The sequence below is a fragment of the Mesobacillus subterraneus genome, from assembly GCF_003937825.1.
In the GTDB taxonomy this organism is placed as follows: domain Bacteria; phylum Bacillota; class Bacilli; order Bacillales; family Cytobacillaceae; genus Mesobacillus; species Mesobacillus subterraneus.
The window spans coordinates 103,601-127,463 of the sequence record NZ_RSFW01000014.1 but is presented as its reverse complement, the minus strand read 5'-3'; the positions used below and the strand labels follow the sequence as shown (position 1 = coordinate 127,463).

At 45.9% G+C, this 23,863-nt stretch carries 25 protein-coding genes and 1 riboswitch; of the genes, 19 read left to right on the top strand and 6 right to left on the bottom strand.

What is annotated here, in order from left to right:
* Positions 1 to 28 precede the first annotated feature (28 nt).
* The gene (locus tag EJA10_RS12655; RefSeq protein WP_125480372.1) at positions 29 to 1,510 is read right to left on the bottom strand and encodes a methyl-accepting chemotaxis protein; all 1,482 of its coding nucleotides are present in this window, start codon (positions 1,508 to 1,510) and stop codon (positions 29 to 31) included.
* Positions 1,511 to 1,711: 201 nt separating this feature from the next.
* On the opposite strand from EJA10_RS12655, the gene motA reads away from it, so the two are divergent.
* The 7 genes from motA (at position 1,712) to EJA10_RS12620 (ending at position 8,494) form a co-directional block, all read left to right on the top strand.
* Positions 1,712 to 2,506, top strand: coding sequence for a flagellar motor stator protein MotA (gene motA, locus EJA10_RS12650; protein WP_125480371.1), 795 nt, complete (start codon positions 1,712 to 1,714; stop codon positions 2,504 to 2,506).
* The gene (gene motB, locus EJA10_RS12645) at positions 2,499 to 3,278 is read left to right on the top strand and encodes a flagellar motor protein MotB (protein WP_125480370.1); all 780 of its coding nucleotides are present in this window, start codon (positions 2,499 to 2,501) and stop codon (positions 3,276 to 3,278) included. Before motA ends, motB begins: the two co-directional genes overlap by 8 nt.
* 139 nt (positions 3,279 to 3,417) lie before the next feature.
* A complete protein-coding gene (locus EJA10_RS12640; protein WP_125480369.1) occupies positions 3,418 to 4,635 on the top strand; it encodes an MDR family MFS transporter in 1,218 nt (405 codons plus the stop codon).
* 536 nt (positions 4,636 to 5,171) lie between these two features.
* Positions 5,172 to 6,518, top strand: a complete 1,347-nt coding sequence (nosD, locus tag EJA10_RS12635) for a nitrous oxide reductase family maturation protein NosD (protein ID WP_125480368.1) — start codon at positions 5,172 to 5,174, stop codon at positions 6,516 to 6,518.
* A complete protein-coding gene (locus tag EJA10_RS12630; RefSeq protein ID WP_125480367.1) occupies positions 6,515 to 6,976 on the top strand; it encodes a nitrous oxide reductase accessory protein NosL in 462 nt (153 codons plus the stop codon). Before nosD ends, EJA10_RS12630 begins: the two co-directional genes overlap by 4 nt.
* Positions 6,973 to 7,794 carry an ABC transporter permease gene (locus EJA10_RS12625; RefSeq protein WP_125480366.1) on the top strand — a complete coding sequence of 274 codons (822 nt, stop codon included), beginning with the start codon at positions 6,973 to 6,975 and terminating at the stop codon, positions 7,792 to 7,794. Before EJA10_RS12630 ends, EJA10_RS12625 begins: the two co-directional genes overlap by 4 nt.
* Positions 7,784 to 8,494, top strand: a complete 711-nt coding sequence (locus EJA10_RS12620) for an ABC transporter ATP-binding protein (RefSeq protein ID WP_125480365.1) — start codon at positions 7,784 to 7,786, stop codon at positions 8,492 to 8,494. The genes EJA10_RS12625 and EJA10_RS12620 overlap by 11 nt, the downstream gene beginning before the upstream one ends.
* Before the next feature lie 209 nt (positions 8,495 to 8,703).
* Here the strand turns inward: EJA10_RS12620 and EJA10_RS12615 are convergent, their stop codons facing one another.
* Entirely contained in the window at positions 8,704 to 9,336 is a 633-nt protein-coding gene (locus EJA10_RS12615; RefSeq protein WP_125480364.1) for a nitrous oxide reductase accessory protein NosL, read from the bottom strand.
* A 238-nt stretch (positions 9,337 to 9,574) separates the two neighbouring features.
* Here EJA10_RS12615 and EJA10_RS12610 point away from each other — a divergent pair, with 238 nt between their 5' ends.
* Together EJA10_RS12610 and EJA10_RS12605 are read left to right on the top strand one after the other, a co-directional pair.
* Positions 9,575 to 10,672 carry a carbohydrate kinase gene (locus EJA10_RS12610; protein WP_125480363.1) on the top strand — a complete coding sequence of 366 codons (1,098 nt, stop codon included), beginning with the start codon at positions 9,575 to 9,577 and terminating at the stop codon, positions 10,670 to 10,672.
* Between the two features lie 12 nt (positions 10,673 to 10,684).
* The gene (locus tag EJA10_RS12605; RefSeq protein ID WP_125480362.1) at positions 10,685 to 11,596 is read left to right on the top strand and encodes a pseudouridine-5'-phosphate glycosidase; all 912 of its coding nucleotides are present in this window, start codon (positions 10,685 to 10,687) and stop codon (positions 11,594 to 11,596) included.
* A gap of 83 nt (positions 11,597 to 11,679) precedes the next feature.
* Here EJA10_RS12605 and EJA10_RS12600 read toward each other — a convergent pair whose 3' ends face one another.
* Positions 11,680 to 12,021 (bottom strand): helix-turn-helix domain-containing protein, encoded by a 342-nt coding sequence (locus EJA10_RS12600; RefSeq protein WP_425462091.1) that lies wholly within the window; start codon positions 12,019 to 12,021, stop codon positions 11,680 to 11,682.
* A 229-nt stretch (positions 12,022 to 12,250) separates the two neighbouring features.
* On the opposite strand from EJA10_RS12600, the gene EJA10_RS12595 reads away from it, so the two are divergent.
* Complete coding sequence (locus EJA10_RS12595) at positions 12,251 to 12,436, top strand: hypothetical protein (RefSeq protein ID WP_125480361.1); 186 nt, start codon at positions 12,251 to 12,253, stop codon at positions 12,434 to 12,436.
* Positions 12,437 to 12,681: 245 nt separating this feature from the next.
* Positions 12,682 to 12,766: riboswitch (cyclic di-GMP riboswitch) on the top strand.
* A 29-nt stretch (positions 12,767 to 12,795) separates the two neighbouring features.
* Positions 12,796 to 12,939, top strand: a complete 144-nt coding sequence (locus tag EJA10_RS12590; protein ID WP_170169128.1) for an anti-repressor SinI family protein — start codon at positions 12,796 to 12,798, stop codon at positions 12,937 to 12,939.
* Between the two features lie 89 nt (positions 12,940 to 13,028).
* Here the strand turns inward: EJA10_RS12590 and EJA10_RS12585 are convergent, their stop codons facing one another.
* Positions 13,029 to 13,349, bottom strand: a complete 321-nt coding sequence (locus EJA10_RS12585) for a helix-turn-helix domain-containing protein (protein WP_125480360.1) — start codon at positions 13,347 to 13,349, stop codon at positions 13,029 to 13,031.
* 266 nt (positions 13,350 to 13,615) lie between these two features.
* Between EJA10_RS12585 and treR the strand changes: the two genes are divergently transcribed.
* On the top strand, positions 13,616 to 14,341 hold the full coding sequence (treR, locus tag EJA10_RS12580) for a trehalose operon repressor (protein ID WP_125480566.1): 726 nt from the start codon (positions 13,616 to 13,618) through the stop codon (positions 14,339 to 14,341).
* Between the two features lie 264 nt (positions 14,342 to 14,605).
* Here treR and EJA10_RS12575 read toward each other — a convergent pair whose 3' ends face one another.
* Positions 14,606 to 14,881 carry a late competence development ComFB family protein gene (locus tag EJA10_RS12575; RefSeq protein WP_246017777.1) on the bottom strand — a complete coding sequence of 92 codons (276 nt, stop codon included), beginning with the start codon at positions 14,879 to 14,881 and terminating at the stop codon, positions 14,606 to 14,608.
* Between the two features lie 203 nt (positions 14,882 to 15,084).
* Here EJA10_RS12575 and EJA10_RS12570 point away from each other — a divergent pair, with 203 nt between their 5' ends.
* Positions 15,085 to 15,600, top strand: a complete 516-nt coding sequence (locus EJA10_RS12570) for a type 1 glutamine amidotransferase domain-containing protein (protein WP_125480359.1) — start codon at positions 15,085 to 15,087, stop codon at positions 15,598 to 15,600.
* A 255-nt stretch (positions 15,601 to 15,855) separates the two neighbouring features.
* Here the strand turns inward: EJA10_RS12570 and EJA10_RS23110 are convergent, their stop codons facing one another.
* Entirely contained in the window at positions 15,856 to 16,029 is a 174-nt protein-coding gene (locus tag EJA10_RS23110; protein WP_170169127.1) for a hypothetical protein, read from the bottom strand.
* Between the two features lie 192 nt (positions 16,030 to 16,221).
* On the opposite strand from EJA10_RS23110, the gene map reads away from it, so the two are divergent.
* From map to EJA10_RS12540, 6 genes are all read left to right on the top strand, one after another.
* Entirely contained in the window at positions 16,222 to 16,971 is a 750-nt protein-coding gene (gene map / locus EJA10_RS12565; RefSeq protein WP_125480358.1) for a type I methionyl aminopeptidase, read from the top strand.
* A gap of 130 nt (positions 16,972 to 17,101) precedes the next feature.
* Entirely contained in the window at positions 17,102 to 17,962 is an 861-nt protein-coding gene (locus tag EJA10_RS12560; RefSeq protein WP_425462090.1) for a MurR/RpiR family transcriptional regulator, read from the top strand.
* Between the two features lie 108 nt (positions 17,963 to 18,070).
* Entirely contained in the window at positions 18,071 to 18,973 is a 903-nt protein-coding gene (gene gnd, locus EJA10_RS12555; RefSeq protein ID WP_125480357.1) for a phosphogluconate dehydrogenase (NAD(+)-dependent, decarboxylating), read from the top strand.
* Between the two features lie 160 nt (positions 18,974 to 19,133).
* A complete protein-coding gene (locus tag EJA10_RS12550; protein ID WP_125480356.1) occupies positions 19,134 to 20,138 on the top strand; it encodes an ABC transporter substrate-binding protein in 1,005 nt (334 codons plus the stop codon).
* Positions 20,135 to 22,252, top strand: coding sequence for an ATP-binding protein (locus EJA10_RS12545; protein ID WP_125480355.1), 2,118 nt, complete (start codon positions 20,135 to 20,137; stop codon positions 22,250 to 22,252). Before EJA10_RS12550 ends, EJA10_RS12545 begins: the two co-directional genes overlap by 4 nt.
* On the top strand, positions 22,224 to 23,573 hold the full coding sequence (locus tag EJA10_RS12540; RefSeq protein ID WP_125480354.1) for a sigma-54-dependent transcriptional regulator: 1,350 nt from the start codon (positions 22,224 to 22,226) through the stop codon (positions 23,571 to 23,573). Before EJA10_RS12545 ends, EJA10_RS12540 begins: the two co-directional genes overlap by 29 nt.
* Positions 23,574 to 23,863: the final 290 nt, after the last annotated feature.

Below are 23,863 nucleotides of genomic sequence, written 5' to 3'. Positions count from 1 at the left end.
AGGCGGAGAAATCCAGCCTGGCCCTTTTTTATGCACCCAGTGTTTTGATTTTTTCAGCTGCGGCAGCGGTTTGGCTCACGTAAGCAGCGATGGTCTGGTTGTCATCGTTCAATGTTTCGATTGTCGCGTTCATTTCCTCGAGGCCAGCGGTTGCCTGCTCGATGATGGCGGCGAGCTCGCGTGTGGAGGCTTCCACATCTCCTGTCTGGTTCTTGACATCGCCGACCATCAATTCGAATTGACTGAATTGATTTGTCAGTACTTGCAAAGTGCAACTGACATCAGCGAAGAAACCGGATACTTCCTCGACAGCTGCATTGCTTTCAGCCAGCTTTTCACTGCTGTCGTTCATTTTTTCCAGTGCTGCTGAGTTTGTTTCATTAACCGAAGTCAGGTTTTCGGTTATCTGAAGGGCGGTTTCTTTCGTCATTTCAGCAAGCTTGCGTATTTCATTGGCAACGACGGAAAAGCCTTTTCCAGCCTCGCCGGCACGCGCTGCTTCAATCGAAGCGTTCAGTGCGAGCAGATTTGTTTGCTCAGTGATATTACGGATGTTGACGATGAAGCCATTCGTTTCTTCGATTTTCTTCGTTAGCATGGAGAATGTCTGGCTCAATTCAGATATTGAAGCTGCAAGCTCCTTCATATCTCCCTGAAGCTCACTTATTTTTCCAGAACCGCTGTCGGAAGATTTGGCAGCCTGCAAAGTATTTTCAGAGAGCTGCACAGACATTTCGGACATTTCATCCATCCTCTGCTTTGTCAGTTCCGCATTTTCAGATATTTGATTGATTTGCTCCGTCTGTACCTGGCTTCCTGCAGAAATTTCATTGACGGCGATTTTCATTTCCGTCTGGGAAGTAAGATGAGTCTGGATTTGTTCATTGATTTTTCCAAGACTCTCAGTCACAACAAGAAGTTCGCCATGGAGCAGTGCGCTGTGCTGCTCCTTGCGTGTCTTTTCGTTTTCCGAATCGGCGAGGAATGACTCCAGCGATTTAAACGCATTTCGGTTTAAACGGATTAAAACGAACAGCACGGCGCCCATCAGGATGTAGCACAGCAGGATCGCCGAGAAATAGGCATCCAAAAAGGCCTTATCATCGGCAGCCAGCACAGTGTTCAGTACCAACGCCACAAAACCAAGCGTATAGCCTGTTAGAAAAACCTTTGTGTCAAAATGGATGGCTGAGAAAATTGCCAGGAATAAGAGGACAAGCAGGAACCCGCCGTTCCCTCCAAACATTCCTATATAAGCGAAATGATGAACAAAGATCGCAGCCAGTGCCGCATAAGGGAAAAAGGATTCCTTCTTAAGCCATAGCTGAAATAGAAGGAAAAACAAGACGAAAAATGATAATTCACTTAGATAAACCATTGTCTTCGCAAATGGTTCTTTTTCCAGGATGGTATATGCAGATGTCGCAACCAGGGATACCGAATAAGTGCTCAGCATCAAAATGTTCTTCTTTTTCGTATCCTGTCTGCGGAGATTCTCAATAGCCTCCACGTTAAATCCTCCTCAAGGTTGAATGTCTTTACAAATGTTATATCGGTAAAGAAATTCTATTTTTTTAACTCTTCAATAAAAATATTTTTTCCGAGCGAATCACTTAAGAATTAGGAAAATATGTCGAAATAAATAAAGATAAATAATGGCAAATGAAATTTTGAGACAGAAATAGAAGTAAAGCAGACAGGGGAGTCGTAAATGGATAAGTCGTCAATCATTGGTGTCATATTAGCGATCATTGCAGTTGGAGTCGGGATGGTAATGAAGGGTGTAAGTGTCGCCGCGCTCATGAATCCAGCTGCAATCTTAATTATATTGGTAGGGACTGTCGCAGCCGTGACAATTGCTTTCCCCGCAAAAGAGCTGAAAAAGGTTCCAAAGCTTTTTAAAATCCTTTTCAAGGAAGAGGAGAGTGCAGATTTACCCGGGCTGATCCGCTTATTCTCCGAATGGGCACAGCTAGCCCGTAAAGAAGGCTTGCTTGCACTTGAAGCGAAGACAAGTGAAATTGATGATGAGTTTTTAAAAAATGGCCTGACACTTGCGGTTGACGGACAGAGCGCCGATTACATCAGGGACGTTCTTACGGAAGAAGTGGAAGCGATGGAAGAGCGCCACCAATCAGGAGCGGCTATTTTCACACAGGCTGGTACGTACGCACCGACGCTGGGTGTTCTTGGTGCGGTAGTCGGTCTGATTGCAGCCCTCAGCCATATGGATAACACGGGAGAGCTGGGGAAAGCGATCAGTGCGGCTTTCGTGGCCACATTGCTCGGGATTTTCACGGGGTACGTGCTATGGCATCCATTTGCCAATAAACTGAAACGGAAGTCAAAGCAAGAAGCGAAAGTGAAATATATGATGATCGAAGGAATTCTCTCGATTCTTGAAGGGGAAGCGCCTCGAGTGATCGAACAGAAGCTTGCTTCCTATCTCCCTGCTGGCGAACGTAAATTGATCCTTGAAGAAAGCGGCGTGACGAAGGATGAGTAGGAAAAAGAAGAAGCAGCATCATGAGGAGCATATGGATGAGTCCTGGCTGATTCCGTATGCGGATCTGCTAACCCTTTTGCTGGCGCTGTTCATCGTTTTGTTTGCGATGAGTTCGGTTGATGCGGTCAAATTCCAGCAGCTGTCAAAAGCCTTCAATGATGTTTTTGCTGGTGGTACCGGCGTTTTGGAATTCCAGAGCCCAATGCCAGAAGGACAGATGGAGTCGCCCGATGAGCGTAAGGAAGATGTCGAGAAGAACGATGAAGAACAGAATGACAAGGAAGAAATCGCCAAGGACCAGATGGAGCTTTTGGCGGTGCAGCATAAAATCAATACGTATATAAAAGACAAAAAGCTGACCGACAAGCTTAATACGAAGCTGACGGACGAAGGGCTGCTCCTGACAATCAGGGACAATGTCTTTTTTGAATCAGGAAGTGCGGAGGTAAGGGTGGCCGACCTGGGAATCGCCAATGAAATCGCGGACATGCTCGTCATGGAGCCGCCGCGGAATATCATCATCAGCGGCCATACTGACAATGTGCCAATCAGGACCGCCAGATATGAGTCAAACTGGGAACTGAGCGTCATGCGTGCGGTTGAATTCATGAAAATCATTTTGAAAAAAGACCAGCTTGAGCCACGCTGGTTCAGTGCCAAAGGATTTGGCGAATTCCAGCCGGTGGCATCGAATGATACCGTGGAAGGAAAAGCCAGGAACCGACGGGTCGAAATCCTGATTTTGCCTCGGACAAGCAATAATCCACAATAAAGAGAACCGCTGCCAATATTCCCTGGCAGCGGTTTTTATGTTGCAAGGGTCCTAAATGAATTTTCTATAAAATAGGTATTTTCATAATTTTGGATATTTGCTATGATTTAGAAATCCAACTTTTTCGAGGTAAAAACAGATGAATAAACTGAAAAACTATTACAAGCAGTTCCATCCGATTGTGTGGGTGCTGCTGAGCGGAACGGTACTGGCAAGGGGTTCGGCGTTTGCGACGCTGCCATTTTTGGCAATCTATTTAACCAGGAATCTTGATTTGCACCCAGTTCTGATCGGGCTTACGATCGGAATCAGCCCCCTTTCGGGTGTGATCGGCGGCTTCATTGGCGGACATCTATCGGATAAATTTGGCCGCAAGCCAATTATGATCGGGTCGCTGCTTTCCATGTCACTCGTCTATTTTGGCTTCATGATTGCCGAAACTCCTGCGTGGTTCATTATTCTGAATGCCTTGAATGGGCTGAGCGGCTCGTTTTTTGAACCGACCAGCCAGGCACTGATTGCGGATTTGACGGAAAAAAGTAAGCGAATGCGGGCTTTTTCACTAAGGTATACAGCGATCAATATCGGGGCATCTGTCGGTCCGCTGCTTGGGGCTTATCTGGCAGTGGTATCCGCGAAGTCCGCTTTTATGGTGACAGGCATTATGTACTTCCTGTATGTCCTGATCCTGGCGTTGATGATGAACAAGTACAATCTTGGCAACCCGGTAAGTGAAGGGGCTTCAAAAGTGACCATCGCCAGCTCTTTAAGGATTATCGGAAAAGATAAAGCATTAAGATACCTGGTTCTGGGCAGCATCATCATTAATTTCGGCTACTCGCAAATGGAATCCAATGTTCCTCAATTTTTTGATTCAGCGATTGCTAACGGTGTGGTTGTCTATTCCGTCATGCTCTCCATAAATGCCGTCATGGTGGTCCTGCTGCAAATGCCAATCAGCCATTTTGCGGAGAGGTTCAAGACGATGGAAGTAATGATGGCCGGGGCCGTTTTCCTGTCCGTGGGAATGCTGAGCTTCGGGTTTGTTTCAGGCTGGTTCATGGCCATTGTGGCGATTGTATTCGTGACAATCGGTGAAATCCTGATCTTTCCGTCGAGCAGCTACCTTGTCGACCAGCTGGCAACAGATGAACTGAGAGGAACTTATTTCGGGGCAGCGCAATTCCGAAAAATCGGTCACTTCATCGGCCCGATTGCAGGAGGATTCTTGTTAAAGGAAGCAGGAGGAACAATCTTATTCACCGTAGTCGCCATCGCTGTGCTAGGCAGTATCCTGTTTTTCGTGCAGGGCAATAAGGTTTTTGTAAAAACGAGCCCTGCTGTAGCAAAGAGTTAATGAAAAAAGAGCAAAATCCCGGCAGCGGGATTTTGCTCTTTTTCAATTGGTGAATAGATTAAATTCTGGCTGCTGCTCCATTGCCCGAAAAAAATAAAAACTAACTTGCAGGGAAAGCAGGACTGCTTCAATAGCTAAATTACTGCTAATTTCACTTACCAAATAAAAAAAGGAAGCACACGATCACTCGGCTTCCTGTTTCGGCGTATCTGGCTGGCACATCTTATCTACTGTAAAGCCGATCACGAGCATCATAGCAATCGGGATGGAGAAATTCAAGATATGAACAATCGTCACGTTCATGGCCTCCTTAAAGGTTAATAAGGTATGCATATTAATTACATTATATTGCATTTGTCACAAAATAGACACATTTTGTTTTGATGATTCTGAAAACTTAACGAAAATCTGATTTTCGCGTTGCGTCCCCCTATTATTCCCCTTGATATCTTCAACTTTTCCCAACAATAATTTCAAGGTTTTATCACATTTGTTTGCTAGTTTTATAGGAGACTATCTTCCTGGGAGGGCGGCTTATGCTGAAGCAGCCATTAATGATGACATTTTATATTGTATTGCTGATGGTTTTGGCTCCCGTCCACACCTCGGCTGAAGAATTAAAGGTGGGGGAAGGCCAATCCATTCAGGCTGCCATCAATATGGCTGAAAAAGGGGATACGATCATTATTTCTCCTGGAGTTTACAAGGAAAATATCGAAATAAATAAGGAAGTTAAGCTGATTGGTGAAGATGGGTCCGTCATTGATGGATCAGGTAAAGGAAATGTGATCACCGTAACGGCATCCAATGTCACAATTGAAAGCCTGACGATCCAACACAGTGGAGACGGGCAGGAAAATAGCGGAATCTACATTAAAAAAGCCAATGCAGTCGTGCTCAAAAGCAATCAAATCAACAATGTCCATTTCGGTATTTTTATAGCCAACAGCAGCAAGAACCAGATCTTGCAAAATACCATCACCAGCTATGAAGCTCATTTTTCAAAACGGGGGAACGGCATCCATCTGTTCAAGGGTGGGGAGCATCTGGTTGAAGGCAATGAGATTGCTGATGTGCAGGATGGAATTTATTTTGATTTTACAAAAAGTAATTATATTACAGACAATCATATTTTCCAGTCACGATATGGGATGCATTTCATGTACAGTGACGAGATTGAGGCCAGGAAGAACCGGCTTGACCATAACGTGACCGGTTTCATGGTGATGGATTCAGCCAGGATCAGCTTGATTGAAAACAAGGTCAATGACCATTTTCATTTCAGGGGGTATGGAATCCTGACTTATGAGGCGAAGAATGTGCTCGTTGAACGAAATGAAATCCTTAGGAACAGCACAGGATTATCACTGGAATACGCTGTTGATACGAAAATAAACGGAAACCTCATTGCCGCGAACCAGATTGGCCTGGAGTTCATGGGCAAGAACGAGAAGAACACGTTCACCGAAAACAACTTCATCGGCAATGTTGTCCAGACTAAGATTTCAGGTAATGCTATGAGGCTGGACGATGGTGAGAAAGGGAACTACTGGGATGACTATGGCAGCTTTGACCTCTCAGGTGATGGGATCGGCGAAGAAGCCTATAAGGCAGGGTCTTTATATGATCGTCTGTTGCGAAAGCAGCCTTACTGGCAGTTTTTCTTCGAAAGCCCGTCAATCAAGCTGTGGACAAAGGCGGAGTCATTGTTTCCGTCATTCGGCTCTGCCAATGTATATGATGCACGCCCGCTCGTTGAACCTGCAGTCATCCTGCAGGAAGACAGTCAGCAAAGGAAGAGTCCGTTCATTCCGCTTGCTGCCGGGGCATTTTTTATAGTGATTTCGTTATTCGTCATTGTGAAAGGTAGGAAAATGTCATGATCAAAAAACTTGGAATCGTCTTGTTGCTATTAGCATCATTAACAGGCTGCCAGAACAGTTCGATGGAACCGGAGGAAATCAATCCAGAGATCGACGTTTGTGAGGTCTGCAACATGGGAATCGCCCACGAACATTTCGCAACAGAGGTAGTTACGGCAGATGGTGAAGTTTATAAATTCGATGATATAGGCTGCATGGAGGAATTCCTTGAGAAGGAATCAGAGCTGGAGGGGAAGGAAGAAGCGAAGAAGTATGTACGCGATGTGGACAGTGGTGAGTGGGTCGAGCTTCACAAGGCCTATCATGCCTTCCACCCAGACTTCTGGACACCCATGGCCAATGGGGTTGTCAGCTTCAAGGATCAGGAAAGTGCCGACCGGTACGTCAAGGAACAGGGAATGGGCGATGTGCTTGACTATGAAGCCTTAAAAAAGCATGAGTGGAGCTGGGGTCAATGAGGCAAATCGCCAGGCAGCAGCTGACACTTATGATGCGAAGCCACTGGCTGGCTGGCTTTGGCCTGCTGTTTTCTGCCCTTGCTGTCTTGGTAGCGTTCTTGGGGAACACAGGCTCCTCTGGTTTTGATGGTTTTAACAGGATGACAGCCAGCCTGCTGAATATTAATTTACTGTTGATTCCGCTCCTGTCCCTGCTGGTCGGCAGCCTGTTCTTGTCCGGGGAAAAAGAGGACAGGGGGCTGATGTTGCTGCTGACCTATCCGGTATCTCCCTGGAGCGTCATCCTCGGAAAATATATCGGATTGTTTGCCGCGGTCTGGTCTGTTTTGACATTTGGCTATGGTGCGGCCTTGCTTGTGATTTTCTTTACTGGGGGCTCAGTCTCCGTTTCATTGCTCATTTTATTCTATTTATACTCTGTATTGCTTTCAGCTATTTTCCTGTCATTGGCCATGTTGATTGGAGTCATTTCGAAAACGCGCTTTCAGGCCCTGGGAGTCAGCCTGATTGCCTGGGCCTTCCTCGTGCTGTTTTACGAATTCGTCATTATGGGACTGAGCCTAATCATGTTGAAGCAGTGGCTGCTGCCAATGCTGACAGTATCCATTTTTCTGAACCCTGTTGAACTGATCAGGGTCCAGTCCATCCTTTCGCTGGATGGAGCATCTGTTTTCGGGCCGCGTTTATATGACCTGACGATCTGGGCAAACGGGTTAACCGGAAAAATACTGTTCGCAGGCGCAGTTACGCTGTGGGCCGTCCTGCCATTGCTGTATACCGTCAGAAGAATAAAGAGGGGGGCTGTTGATGAGCAGTAAAGAATGGATCCGCCTTGAGGGTCTTTCCAAACATTATAGCGAGACAAAGAAAATCACCGGCATCCACCTTACGATTGAAAAACCTGAAATCTTTGCGCTTTGCGGAGGCAATGGCGCTGGAAAAAGCACGCTGATCAAGATGCTGACCGGGATCATGAAGCCGACAGCCGGCAAGGTTTATATGGAAGGCAAGCCCGTAGATCCTCGAAGCCGCGGGTTTAAGGAACACTTTTCCTACATGCCCGATGAAATGCTGTTTCCACGCCAATTGACAGGTCTTGAGGTGTTGACGTTTTTTGCAAGATTAAGAGGAATCCATGATGAAAAGGTATTGGAAGGGCTCAATCAGGTTGGATTGTATGACGTGCGCAATATGCCAATCAAGCAGTATTCAAAAGGAATGCAGCAAAGGCTTTCGCTCGCGCAGGCCCTTTTGCCTGATGTTCCGCTGAGGTTTCTTGATGAGCCGACAAATGGGCTGGATCCATTCTGGGTGTTCCGTTTCAAGGAAATCATCCTGGAAGAGAAAAAGCAGGGAAGGACCATTTTCTTTACAACGCATATTCTCAGTCTTGTGGAGGAACTGGCGGACAGAGCGGCCTTCATGCAGGAAGGAAAACTTCATTATTGCGATTCAGTGGAATACCTTGTACACAAGGATGGCGTCTATACTCCTCTTGAAACAGTCTTCTTCGGTTAAGGCTGCTTTCGCATTTATTCTTCATTTCAGATGCAGCTTTTTACCCGCATTTTATCCAGCTTTGGGGCTCTTTTCTTGCTTCTCCTTCACTTACCATGCAAGTAAAATGGTGAAATTCTAGTTTTGGTCCAGAAAGCAGCAATCGTTAGGTAAAGGGCCTCTGTAAAATGAAAAACCCGGTGCATGGGATACTGCACCGGGTTTCTATATTAATGGCCGCTTTCTTCACTTTTCTCTTTTTCCATATCACTGTCTTCCTTTTTGTCCATGCTGCCGCCATCCATTTGCATCTTTTTCATAAAGCGTTCTTTTGATATCTCATCTATTTGCTGCCATGTTGCCATTACAGGGTTCTTATCCACGTTTTCAGACACGAATTTTTCTGCGCTATCTTCGTCCTTGAAGAATGCATAGCCGTATTTCATCGGCGTTTTCAGGTCGGCCTTTACCGGAATCGCAGAGTCTGCTTCGATCCATTCAGAGGTTAGGTAATCCTGCACCCATTTTTCCTCGTATTCGACTTCGTCCCGTCTCGGCCAGTTTAACAGACAGCCGGAATCATCAAAGAATACATATTCTCCGTCCTTTGTTTTTGCCTGGGCCGTGAATACGCCCATTGGATCGGCTTCCGTATATACCTTCATGTTACAAAAAGCGCATACATCCTCCGCCCCGGGCTCATGCGGTCCTTCAGCATGGTCTTCATCATGGTCGTGCTTCACTTCTGTTGGTGCTGCTTCCTGGCCGTCCTTCTTTTCACTCTCTTCTGCAGCCTCATTCCCGCAGGCTGAAACGATTATCAATAATAAGAATGCCAACATCATAGCGAATAATTTCTTCAATGCAATCTCCTCCTTTAATCGATTCTTATCCTATCAGGCAGTTGTGATTAAAATACGAAAAAACGGTGGGGAAAGAGTGAGATGCACACGATTTTTATGGCGGTTTTGTGACAAATCTTTTAGGGAATTTCCTGGCATGACAAATAAATTAATATAATCTTAATAAAGTTGTTTATATTCGGACAAAGGTTTAAGATTTACATGTAAGCTATATTTTGGAAATAGCGAGGTGCGCAACATGAACGAAAAAGAGGCCCTTATTTTAAAGCTAGTAAAAGAGGATCCGTTTATCTCACTGATTGATCTTGCTGCGAAGACAGATTTATCGCGTTCAGCAGTTGCCGGCTATATTTCATCATTAACCAAGCAGGGGAAGATTCTTGGACGGGCATACATATTACCGGAAAAGCGGCAGGTGCTATGTGTGGGCGGCGCGAATGTGGACCGGAAAATCTGGTCAAGAGGCGTGCTTGAGCTTGGTACTTCGAACCCGGCAGAAAGCTCTAAATCATGCGGCGGTGTTGCAAGGAATATCGGGGAGAATTTAGGCAGGCTCGGTAACGATGTCAGTGTTCTGACCGCAGTTGGCGATGACCATGAAGGCCACTGGCTGATGCAATACACGAAGGCGTTTGCCGATGTGTCTCCATCCGAAACACTCAAGGGCCATGCAACCGGAACCTATACGGCAGTACTGAACCATGATGGCGAGATGACCGTGGCGCTGGCAGAAATGTCAATCTATGATTCTATCACTCCAGAATTCATTGACCGAAAGTGGAGTTATTTTGCCTCGGCTGATTTCATTATGCTGGATACGAATTTTCCAGGTGAGGTTCTTGAAAGAATCATAGACCGGTGCCGGAAAGAAAATATCCAGCTAGGCATTACCCCAGTTTCTTCGCCGAAAGCAAAGAAGCTCCCTCAGGATTTATCCGGGGTGACCTGGCTGATTGCCAACAAAGAGGAAGCAGAAGCTTTAGCCGGCATCGATATCCGTAATGAGGGCGATTTTTTCAAAGCTGCTGAAATCATCATTCATATGGGTGTAGAGAAGGTTGTGATCAGCCGAGGTGATAAGGGTCTGATTTATTTTACAGCCAAAGGGGAAGCTGGCGTGCTGATTCCGCCGGCGATTTCCATCATTGATGTGACGGGAGCAGGGGATTCGCTCGTTGCCGGTATCATATATGCCCATTTGAACGGGATCCAGACGGAGGATGCATGCAAAATCGGCATGGCCTGTTCGATTCTGACATTACAATCGATCGAAACGGTGAATCCTGTTTTGAATAATGAACAATTGCTAGACACCTATAAACAAAACTTTAAATAAGCGAGGTACAGCATGCTGGAGCAGTGGCTAGAATACTCACAGGAAGTAACAGAAGGCAGAGCAGCGGGCAAACCAATCGTCGCCCTCGAATCTACGATTATATCTCATGGGATGCCTTATCCGCAGAATGTCCAGACAGCAAGGGAAGTTGAAGCTATCGTCAGGGAGAACGGGGCGGTGCCTGCGACCATTGCCATCCTTGATGGTAAAATAAAGATCGGCTTGTCAGATGAAGAGTTGGAATTTCTGGGACAGAGCAAGGATGTTGAAAAAGCGAGCAGACGTGACCTTCCATTCCTGTTGTCGATGAAAAAGAACGGAGCGACGACGGTTGCTGCGACCATGATCTGCGCGGAGCTTGCGGGGATACAAGTGTTTGTGACGGGCGGGATCGGCGGTGTCCATCGGGAGGCAGAAACAACGATGGATATTTCCGCCGATCTTCAGGAGCTGGCCAAGACAAATGTGGCTGTCGTCTGTGCCGGCGCGAAGTCGATACTGGATCTTGGACTGACGCTTGAATATCTTGAAACACAGGGGGTCCCTGTCGCTGGATTTGGAACAGACATCCTTCCGGCATTTTATACGATGACAAGTCCGTACAAGGTGAACTTTCGCCTTGATACTGCCGAGGCGGCTGCTGAAATGATCAAAACCAAATGGCAGCTCGGACTCGATGGAGGCATCGTCATCGCGAATCCTATTCCGGAGGAAGATGCCCTTGAGGAAAGCTTCATGGCGAATGTCATTGAAAAAGCGTTAGCTGAAGCAAGGGAAAAACAAATCACCGGCAAGGAGGTAACCCCGTTCCTTCTCGGAAAAGTGAAGGAGTTAACAGAAGGAAAGAGTCTTGTTGCGAATATCGCACTCGTGAAAAATAATGCCAGGGTGGGAGCAGCAATCGCCTCCAGCCTTGCAGAATAAGGAATCAGCCTTAAGGGCTGGTTCTTTTTTTTATGGAAGTGGTCTAAAAGCGCAATGAGGATTGTAGAGTATTAATACGATATTTACTGCCCCTCTTTTCGTTGGGTTTTAAACTTCATGAAATCCAGGTAATAGGCGAAATCCTCTTTGCTGATTCCACTTTTGATGGCTTCATCCACGAGCAAGAGCCATTCTGCATCAACTTGCCCACCATTGCTGCCCGAAATTTCGTTGCCCATCAGGAATTCTACGGTGGTATCGAGAGTTTTTGCCAGTCTTGTTAAAACCTGCAGGGAAGGATTTTCCTGGATGCCTCTTTCTATGTAACTTAAATAAGATTTCGAAACATTGGCTTTTTCGGATAGCTCAGTAATCGAATACCTCTTTTTCAACCTTAAGTTTTTAATTTTCTCTCCAACCACCATATAGTTATCTCCTTGTTATTAAACTAACGTAAATTCATTATAACGAACAAAATAGTTCTTTAGAAAATACGAAAAAGTAAGATATTTGGAGGTATTTCTTAAAAAAGAACGTAAAACGTTCTTTTTTGAGAAAATTCGGCTTATTTTGGGCTTTTTCATAAATGATTCCAATGGACTATACTCGAATGGAAGCTGGAAAGGATTTGAGATGACAGGAGGCTGGTTCACCGTGTACCGTAAAAATTGTGATCACTGCAATCGCCCCTCTTTTAGCAGCAGTGAAATGGGGGAATGGCTTTGCCCTGTATGTGGGCATGATCTAACAAATTATCCTTTCTTCAATGCTGTGAGTCTTGAAAAAGTCTCCATATCTTCCCGTTGGAAAAAGAACCTTTATAAAAATCCACCTGAATAAAAAGCACCAAGTTCAAGTTTTTGGGGGTGAATTTTATAAAAACGTTCAACAATTCTGTGCAGTTTCTGACAAATTATGAGCGATAAATGTTGTTAATTTTCAGAAAAATAACAGATTGGCATGAAACTTTGTAAATCTTTGGAATATGAAGGGGGAAATCCTTTCATATGTACCGACAAATATTTACAATGTCCTGAAAAGGAACCATATACAATAACATTGTGAGTCAGAGATAAGCGAAAAGGTACAGAAAAAGGCAAACTGGTTGAAAAATCAGGACGCAAAGTCACGGATCTAAGGTAAAGGTACTATGATGGCCGGACTGCCTGGAATACTAATCGTATTTTGGGGGGAAGAACTTGTTAAAAGAACAGGTAATTAACGAAGAACTGGATACAGAATGGATGCAGCTTATTATGGAAGCATTGGAAATGGGGATAAATAAAGAAGAAATCAGGGAGTTTTTAGCCAATTCAAACAGAGCAGGGACGACTCATACATAAAAACATAGCAAAGCCATCGAGCAGCTCTCATCGAGGTGCTTTTTATTTTTATAAAAAAAAATGGACAGCATGTGCTGTCCACTGATCGTCTATTTATTATTAATTCTCCATTTATTGAATTCCAGAAACTCGCGGAACTGGTCTTTCGTAATTCCTGAGTCCATTGCTTCTTTGACAAGATTCACCCAGTCAGAATCCATATTTTCCTTGTCAGCCTGTTCATGGATGAGATGGTCCACGGGGACATTCAGTACAGCAGAGATTTTCTCTAAAAACTGGATCGATGGATTCGTTTGAAGGTTTCGTTCCAAGGAGCTCAAATAGGACTTTGCAACGCCAGCCTGCTCTGCCAGTTCGGATAAGGACATTCTCTTTTCTTGTCGTAGTTTTTTGACGCGCTCACCAATCACTATTATCCACACACCTTATCAGTTTATATTTTTATCATAACAAATCATCATGAATAGTTCCATATTAAGAACACTCTATAGAACAATTATATCGAAACCCTGCTCCATTTGGGCAAGAAAATGGGGAGGTCGTATTGGGAAATATTCTGCTATCCATACTATCGACTTTTTTTCTGAACTTTATAGCACTTATAAAGTGCTGACATTGTTCAAAGTACTGAAAAAAAGGTAAAATGATAGCAATCAGACAAGGTACGGGTGATAAGATGCAGAAAAAGTATTTATCGATATATGAAGAAATCGCCAGGCAAATCCAGGATGGACATTATGCTCCAAAGACCATTTTGCCGTCAGAGAACGAGTTTGCGGACAGCTATCAAACCTCACGGGAAACGATTCGCAAGGCATTGAACCTGCTCGCTCAAAATGGTTTTATCCAAAAAATTCGCGGCAAAGGGTCACTTGTGCTCGATTTAAAGCGTCACCAATTCCCGATTTCAGGGCTGATCAGTTTTAAAGAACTGGCGGAGAACATGGGCGGTACAGCGGAAACGAGTGTGGAGGAATTCAAACTCGACCCCGCAGGACGGGAGATCGCCAGGGAATTGAATGTTGCAGATGACGATCAGATTTGGAAGGTGAAAAGGGTCCGCCATATCAATGGGGAACGAGTCATCCTCGACAAGGATTTCCTTGTGGAACAGCACGTTCCAGGCCTGACAAGGGATCACTGTGAAAATTCGATCTTTGAGTTTATCGAAAAGAAGCTGGAGCGGAAAATAAGCTTTGCGAAGAAAGAGTTCACCGTGGAGGCACCGAGCGAAGAAGATAAGCAGCTGCTTGATATGGAAGGCTTTCATGCGATCGTCATTGTGAAAAACTATATTTACTTCGACGATGCCACGCTATTCCAGTACACAGAATCCAGGCACCGACCCGATAAATTCCGGTTTGTCGATTTCGCCAGGCGTATGGATACGAAATCACTGTAAATATAAAAAAAGAGCTGCCATGCTGGCTGCATCCTTTCAATGGGGCAAACCAGCTGGCAGCTTTTATTTTTTGGCTCTGTTAATACAAAATGTTGTTTTAAAGTCCTGTTTATTGTAGTGGAAGGCGCGTAGACTCCTGCGGGATGAGCAAGTCATGGGGAGACCCCGTAGGCCCATAAAGCGCCGAGGAGGCTCCCCGACTGCCCGCGGAAAGCGAAGCGCCTGGAACGAAAATCAACAGCCAGGTTTAACAGAGCTTATTGTTTAATGCTTCGGATATTTTCCGACAAGATGGATGGCGCTGATGATCCTCTTATTGATCCAGGATCTGTTTTCCGCGGTATTGAGCTGTTCGAATACCATTTTGCGGCCATCTTCTGTTGTGACATAGTGACTTGGAAGAGTGTTCAGGCTGATGGCGATGATATCGTTCCGGCACTTCTGGCAATTGCAGAAAGTCTGGTAATCAGGACTCATCATCAACACATTGACAAGAGTGGAAACCACTTCTTCCATAACGTTAACATATCTAAAATTCATGGTGCTCCTTCTCTCCCTATTGATGTCCTAAAGTAAATTATAGAGCAATGTGAGAAATAAAAAATCGTTTTTTTAGTTTTGTTTTAAGATAGGTCTTATGAACCAGTTTTATACTATAAAATGGAAGGTTCGCTGCATGTTTCACCGGCCCAGTACAGGGAAATCTAATATAGTGGAGAATATAAAAAAGGAGTTGTTAATACATGGGTAAGAAAATTGCCTGTTTAATTACCGATTTATACGAGGATGTGGAATACCAGGAACCTTCAAGGGCTTTTGCCGAAGCGGGCCATGAAATGATGACAATCGAAAAGGAAAAAGGAAAGACCGTTAAAGGCAAGCAAGGAAAATCAGAGGTTAAAGTCGATGAAAGCATTGATAACGTCAAGCCAGAAGATTTCGATGCATTATTCATCCCGGGAGGCTTTTCACCAGACCAGCTGCGTGAAGATGAGCGATTCGTCCAGTTCGCCAAAGCCTTCATGGATGAGAAAAAGCCAGTCTTCGCCATTTGCCACGGACCGCAGCTCCTCCTGACAGCCAAGACACTGGAAGGCAGGGACGCTACCGGATATAAATCCATTCGCGTCGACATGGAATATGCCGGAGCAAAATACCAGGACAAAGAAGTCATGGTCTGCGGCAACCAGCTGGTAACCAGCAGGGAGCCTAAAGATATCCCCGCATTCAACCGAGAAGCACTGAATCTGTTAAAATAAACAGTTAAACAAGAACCCTTTTGCAGATGCAAGAGGGTTTTTTGAATGAAAAATAACAATTTTGTCATCCTTCTTGCTTTGGGATGAAGATGAAGCACATCACATCACATCGATATTGACTCATAACCTTATGAAAATTAGGTTCAGACTGTAAAATAGCTGTCCTGCAGTATGAATGTTGGTTTTTTACTATGAGTAATGGTTTCTTTACTAAGAAAAAGCTGGCATTACTACGGAAATCATCTAAATTCGTAATTACCACGACGAAATGCTGTCCAATACTACGAACTTCGACTTGATCACCACGAAACAGCAGTTCATCACAACGAAAATCACCTTTTTCACTACGAAATAGCTGACTTTCACTACGAAATAGCTGCCTTTCACTACGAAATAACCACTTATCACTACGATTTTCGCTATTTTCACTACTTTTTCCATAAAATGTATAAAAGGAAAGGCCGCCTTGTACTTGCACAAAACACATCAATCGCAGCCGAACTTTTTAATTTCTGGGCGGTTGCCTAATTTTTCCCTAACACCCGCCCATTCTGTTCATTTTGCTAAAAGGATTGTATAAGATAAGATAGAATGAGATGTTTGAATCAGGGAGATGAAGGTATGATCGTTTTAAAATCGGCACGGGAAATTGAAAATATGAAGGAAGCGGGAAAATTGCTTGCTTCTGTCCATAGAGAGCTCCGCAGCTTGATCAAGCCGGGCGTCACGACCTGGGAAATCGATGAGTTTGTTGAGAAGTATTTAAAAAAACATGGAGCGACTCCAGAGCAAAAAGGATATCGCAATTATCAATACGCAACATGCGCGAGTATCAATGATGAGGTTTGCCACGGCTTTCCGCGAAAAGAAGCCCTCGCTGAAGGGGACATTGTGACAATTGATATGGTCGTTAACCTGAACGGTGCCCTGGCTGATTCAGCCTGGAGCTATCCGGTCGGCACTGTCAGTGAGCAGACCCAGAAGTTGCTTGATGTGACAAAAGAGTCTTTATACCGCGGGATTGCGGCTTCTGTACCGGGAAATCGCATAGGCGACATCGGTCACGCGATCCAATCGTATGTCGAAGGGGAAGGCTTCTCGGTTGTCCGCGAATTCATTGGTCACGGCATCGGGGCGTCGATTCACGAGAAGCCGGACATTCCTCACTACGGATTGCCTGGTAAGGGCCTAAGACTCAAGGAAGGCATGGTCTTTACGATTGAACCGATGGTCAATATCGGCGAATGGAAGACGAAAATGGACAGCAATGGCTGGACAGCAAGAACCATTGATGGAAAACTTTCTGCACAGTATGAGCACACTATCGCAATCACAAAGGACGGACCCGTAATTTTAACCGAGCAGGGCTAGTGTGCGGCGATCGAGCCAAATCAGATTTGGCTCGATTTTTTACGAAAAGGATGAAAAAAATTTTCACCCTCAGCAGATAATCATGAAAATCTTACGGTAAAATAAATGAGTCAGTAAAGGGGGCATACATGTGGCGAGCGAATTGAATGGACAAAATGTCTTGGTAAAAATTAAAGCCATGTATCCATCGCTGTCATCTAAGGAGAAGGCAGTAGCAGATTATGTATTGAATAACCCGCAGGAAATCATCCACTTGTCGATCACCGAGTTTTCGGAACAAAGTTCTGTAGCGGAAGCGACGATTTTCCGTTTTTGCAAGAGGCTTGGGTTCCGGGGCTACCAGGCTTTTAAAATCGCCCTTGCAAGCGAAGTGGTCGAACCGATTAAGAATATTCACGAAGAGATCAAGGAAGACGATGCGGTTTTTACGATGGCGGAAAAAGTGTTTGCTGGCCATGTTGAAGCGATGAAAAATACGCTCAACCTTTTGGACGGTAAAGTGCTCGAAAGCATCGTCGGTATATTAAGCAAAGCGACTAGGATTGATTTTTATGGGTCGGGCGGATCTTCGGCAATCGCAATGGATGCCTATCATAAATTTTTGCGGACAGGCATTAACTGCAATGCCCACAGCGACGGGCACCAGCAAATCATCTCTGCGGCATTGCTGGGTCCCGGACAAGCTGCAATCGGAATCTCGCACAGCGGCAGCAATAAAGATGTCATAGAAGCGCTGCGGATTGCAAAAGCTAATGGAGCGGCAACCATCGCCATCACGAATCATTTTAAATCCCCATTAACGAAGGAAGCAGACTATGTATTGTATACGACTTCGAAGGAGACATCATTCCGCTCGGAGGCGCTTGCTTCGAGACTTGTCCAGTTAAGCCTCATCGATGTACTTCATGTGGCTGTGTCTGTTCGCAGGCAGGAAGAAACGCTGGGGAATCTGCAAAAAATCCGGGAAGCGATCTCGATAAAAAGGTACTGATGAAAATATTTTTCTATTTAATCATATACATATGAAAAAATATTTGATACTATTTTTGTAGCGACGAAACTATGCAAACAGCAAGAATGATAAAAGGAGTGCATCTACGTGAAACTTGGAATGGTCGGCCTTGGAAAAATGGGCTATAACCTGGTATTGAATTTGATGGAAAACGGCCACGAGGTTGTGGCAAATGATATTAATGAAGAAGCAATGAAAAAAATCGAAGCAGAAGGGGCACAAATCGCTGCAGATTACAAAGCGATGGCCGAAATGCTGCCAAAGCCTCGCGTGGTCTGGCTCATGATTCCGGCTGGCGAACTGATCGATCAGATGATCGAGAAGTTCACCCCACACCTCGAAGAAGGCGACATCTTGATTGATGGCGGCAACTCTAATTATAAGGACACATTAAGACGTGCTGAAAAGCTAGCTGCGTCTGGCATTCAGTTCATGGATGTCGGAACGAGCGGCGGCATGGAAGGTGCTCGCAACGGAGCATGTACGATGATCGGCGGCGACGCAGAAGTTTTTGCCCATGTGGAGCCAATCTTTAAGGACATCTCGATTGAAAATGGATACCTGTACACTGGCAAGGTCGGAAGCGGCCACTTCCTGAAGATGGTCCACAACGGAATCGAGTACGGCATGATGCAGGCAATCGCAGAAGGGTTCGAAATCCTCGAGAAAAGCCCGTTCGATTACGATTACAAAGAAGTTTCCCGCGTCTGGAACCACGGATCCGTCATCCGCAGCTGGCTGATGGAACTGATGGAAAATGCCTTCTCTAAAGAGCCTAAGCTGGAAAGCATCAAAGGTGTCATGCATTCATCAGGCGAAGGAAAATGGACGGTCGAGACTGCACTTGACCTGCAAACGGCAGCACCAGTCATCGCCCTTTCATTGATGATGCGCTACCGTTCACTTGAAGACGACACGTTCACAGGAAAAGTCGTTGCCGCGTTAAGAAACGAGTTTGGCGGCCATGCGGTTGAAAGAAAAGAAAACTAAGATTCCCCCTGGTTCTCCTCTATTGAGGAGGGCCTTTTTTTATTCGGCTCTGTAACCGCCTGAATTTAACAGACGTTCATAAAATTATCCTTTTTTGCAAGATGGCTACGTTGGTTTTTCCGTTATAGTGGTAGTGAAGATGGAAATGGAGGCGCGGCCTGTGAAAACGAAGTGGTATTTCTTTTTTCTGACGACGATTGCCGTTTCGGCTATTCTATATGCTTTTCTGGGATTGCAGGAGGAGAAGACAGCCATGATCGGCGTGCTGATGATCGGGGAGAATCGCTATGAAAAGCTCAATGGTCTGGAGTCTGGGCTGAAGGATCTGGGGTTCACAGAGAAAGAAGTCCAATACATTGTCAAAAACGCGAATGACGATGAAACCCAGCTAAGCCGGTTGAGTGGTGAGCTCCTGGCAATCGAACCGGATTTAATTGTCACGCTTGGCGGGATTGAAACGCAGGCATTGAAAGCGAAAATGGATGAGCAGGATATTGAAATCCCGATTGTATTCGCGGGCCTTGCTGCGCCGAAGGAACTTGGGTTAATCAAAGATTACAAGTCCCCGGGCGGACTTTTTACAGGAATCAATAATTATCACACCAGCATCTCTGGCAAGCGGCTCGAGATGCTGACGTCCCTTGTGCCCACGATTGAGAGGGTACACGTAATTTATGACAGCAAAATTGATGTCAGCAAGCTGAGCCTTGAAGAAACAAAGAATGCGGCCATGACCCTTGGGGTTGAAATCAATCCTTGTGATGCGAGCAGGAAGTGTCTTGAATCCTTATGGAAGGGAACCGGTAGGGATGACGGAATCCTTGTCCTGCCAAGCTACAGGATCGAATCACTGACAGATGAAATCGTGGAACTCACAGAAGAAAAGGGAATTCCGGCGATGGGACTGTATGATTTCGAGGCGGAAAAAGGCCTGCTGGCGAGTTACGGCTCGAGTTTTTATTCGCAAGGCTATCAGGCATCAAGGTTCGTCAGCCTGATTCTTCAGGGAAACAAGCCAGGTGATCTGCCTGTCGAGCTGCCGGACGGAATCCGCTTTGTCGTTAACCAGCAGACAAAGGATTCGCTCGGACTTCAGTACAATCAGGAACTGCTTTATATCGCCGAACTGATTCATCCTGAAATTCAGGGAGGGCGGAAGCGATGAAGGCACTATTGAATTTCATGCATTCGCAGACGATCCGCAACAAGGTTCTCGTATTCGGGGTGGCCATGTCGACGATTCCGCTGCTGCTCATCAGCTTATACTACTATTCTTTTGTAAAAACGGACCTGGAAACGAGGATTGTTGAAAAACAGCATCTTGTGCTCGAGAATCTGTCCCGCGAAATCGAGTTTGAATTCAACCAGACATTCCAGCGCATTCACGTCCTTGCATCTCTTAATCAATTAAACAGCGAAAAAAGCGCACTGTATGAGTTGCTGCAGCAAAGCGATTCAATCGAGGAAGTCATCGTCGCCGATGACAAGGGAATCGTGGAACAAAGGGTTTCGCGCTATGAACTGAATATCGCCGGGGACACTGAACGCTGGTTCTCCGATGATATGTGGTTCCAGCTCCGGACCGGGGACAAAGTTTACGGGCAGGTGGAATTCAACCAGTACGGCCAGCCGGTGATGAAGCTTGCGGTTCCTTTTTACGAGGGGGATTCGAAAAAAGCGATTGGTGTCGTGGTGCAGCTGCAGAAAATGATCGGCAAGATTTCGTCATTGCGCCAGGATCATTCCTCCTACATTTATTTAATCGATGAAAAAAATCGGGTCATTGCCCATCAGGATTACAGCAAACTCTGGCAAAAACAGCTCGCCGAATCGCAAAATGAAGAAATTGGCGTAACCTCTGAAATAGAGGATTTGAACTGGGTGCTCGTCATGGAGCAGCCGAAATCCACTGCCTTCGCACCGATCAACAGAATGCTGCAAAACGGCATAGGGGCAGTGGCGCTGCTGATTTTAACAGTCAGTCTGATCAGTGTGTGGGCCGGGCTTTATTTTACGAAGCCGATCGTGTCGATTGACCGAGAGATGAACAACCTGAAACAGGGACGGAACATCTCCCCGGTGAAAATGAATCGGACCGATGAACTCGGGAAGCTTGCAGATTCCTTCAATGAGATGAGCAAGGAACTACTTGAAAAATCAAGATTGCTTGAGCAGGAAAAAGAAAGACTGGACGTCGTCGTCAACGGGATTGGCGCCGGGCTTGCGCTCGTGACAAAGGAATACAGGATCACCTGGATGAACCCGATATTGAAAGGCTGGCTCAAGGACGAGAGGCTGACGCTTCCTTGTTATGCCGTGATTGGCGGAGAGAATGCCCCTTGCCTGAATTGCCCAATCACCTGCCCTGATCTTGGAAGGATTGCCGATGAAGTCATGAAATTCAAGGATGGAGTGAATGGTGAGCGGATTTTCAGGCACAGAGTATTCCCGCTCAATCACGCCATTGAGGAAGAGGGAGAATTCCTCGTCGTTCTGGAGGATATCACCGAGCAGAAGCAGATGGAGGAAACGATGATCCAGACAGATAAACTAAGCGCGCTCGGCATAATGGCCTCAAGCTTCGCACATGAAGTCAATAATCCGCTGGCAACGATCAATGTATACGCAGAGGATATGATTGACCGGATCCAGGCGGGAGATGAGGACCTGGACGAAGATGAGATGGAATTTTACCTGAGGAAAATCAAAGAAAATACAGAGCGCTGCAAGAGGATTACCGGGAATCTGCTTAATTTTTCACGGAAAAGTGATTGGACAGATGACCAGATCAAGGTGAATGAAGTTATCGAAAACAGCATCAGCCTCGTGGAACATCAGTTGAAAAAGCGGCGCATCCAGCTCGAGCTTCAAGTTGATGCAGGGCTTCCGGCTGTTACGGGTGACGGACTCAAGTTGATGCAGGTCATTGTCAATCTGATCAACAATGCTGTCGATGCGCTGGAGAACGAAGGAAGCCTGATCGTTTCAGCCGTGAACAATGATGGAGCTGTATCGATAAAAGTGGCTGACAATGGCCACGGCATACCGGCCGAAGCGATGGATAAGCTGTTCGATCCATTTTTCACAACGAAGCCTGTTGGCAAGGGGACTGGACTTGGCTTGTCCGTCTGCTACGGCATCATCCAGCAGTTTGGCGGGAATATCCAGATCGACAGCAAGCCGGATCAAGGGACAACGGTTGAAATCCAGCTGCCGTATTCAGCACGAGAATCAATGGAGGTGGGAGACAATGTCAGCAACCAGATTGCTAGTCGTTGATGATGAACAGGATTTGCTTGAGCTGCTGATCAGGCGGCTGAAGCGGAAAGGTTTTGATGTGGACAGCGCCGGCACTGCCGAGGATGCACTTGAGCTGGTAAAAAAGAACGAATATGACATTGGCGTCTATGATATCCGCCTGCCGAACATGGATGGCATTGAGCTGTTAAAAGAAACAAAGGCGATCCAGCCGGATGTCGAGGTCCTGATATTGACCGGGCACGGAACGATTGATACCGCGATTGAAGCGATGAAGGTTGGCGCATTTGACTATATTACGAAACCGTATAATCTGTCCGAGCTGGAGCTGACCATTGGAAAGGCAGCTGAAAATAAGTCGCTCAAAGAAAAGAATGCCAGCATGAAGAAAATCATCGCCCAGCATAATGAATTCAACATCATCGGCAACAGCCCGAATTTTAAAGAAGTGCTGGAGATGACAAGGAGGATTGCCGACAGCGAGGTTCCCGTGATGATCGAGGGGGAGAGCGGTACCGGGAAGGAGCTGTTCGCGAAGGCCCTCCACTATTGGAGCAGCCGGGCAGATGAGCCGTTTGTGCCGGTCAACTCAGGTGCTTTGCCGGAGCATCTGCTGGAAAGCGAGCTGTTCGGCCATGCGCGCGGTGCCTTTACTGGTGCGAGCCAGGAGAAAAAGGGCCTGGTTGAAGCGGCAAAAGGCGGCACACTTTTCCTTGATGAATTGGGCGAAATGCCGCTGGCCCTACAGGTAAAATTGCTGCGCTTCCTTGAAACCGGTGAATTCCGCCGCGTCGGTGATGTGAGGGAACGGCATGTTTCCGTCCGCGTCGTCGCCGCCACGAACCGCGATATGGAAAAAGAAGTCGCAGAAGGACGCTTCCGGGAGGATCTGTATTATCGCTTGAATGTGGTAAAGCTGACCATCCCGCCCCTGCGCGAACGCAAATCGGATTTGCCTGCGCTGATTGAGCACTTTATTGGTAAAACAAAAGCATCATCAAAACAGCTATCTGCCGATGCCCTGGCAGCGCTCGAACACTATGATTTCCCCGGCAATGTCAGGGAGCTAAGCCACCTGATCGAACGCGGCGTTTTGCTGTCAAAAGGCAGTTTGATTGAAGCGGAGGATTTGCTCCTGCCGCATGCTGCTAAAGGTGTGGTACCTGTGGTGGCAAATGCTAGTGCCGCCCCGCTGCTCTGCTCGCTGGAAGAAGTCGAGAGGGTGCACATCGAAAACGCCTTGAAGCAGATGAACTGGAACAAAACAAAAGCAGCCGAAGTGTTAGGAATCAGCGTCCGCAATCTTTATCGGAAAATCGATCAATATGGGTTGAAAGAGTAGGAAGCATGCTTCCTGCTTTTTTTTGGGTGGAGAGCGGCAATGCTGCTAAGTTGGGGTTCCTGTGGCTCGACGAATTGGAAAAAAACGCTCAGAATTCCAGTTCGCCAATAAAAATTGATTTTCGCCAATAAACAGGTTGGTTTCGCCAATAAAAATCGATTTTCGCCAATAAAATCAAATTATCGCCAATAAAGTTGTGAACTTCGCCAATAAAAATTTTCACCAACAAGCAAGAAGGTATTTTAAGCAACTGAATCGAATATTTAGGTGGACATTAGAAGAGGAGGGAA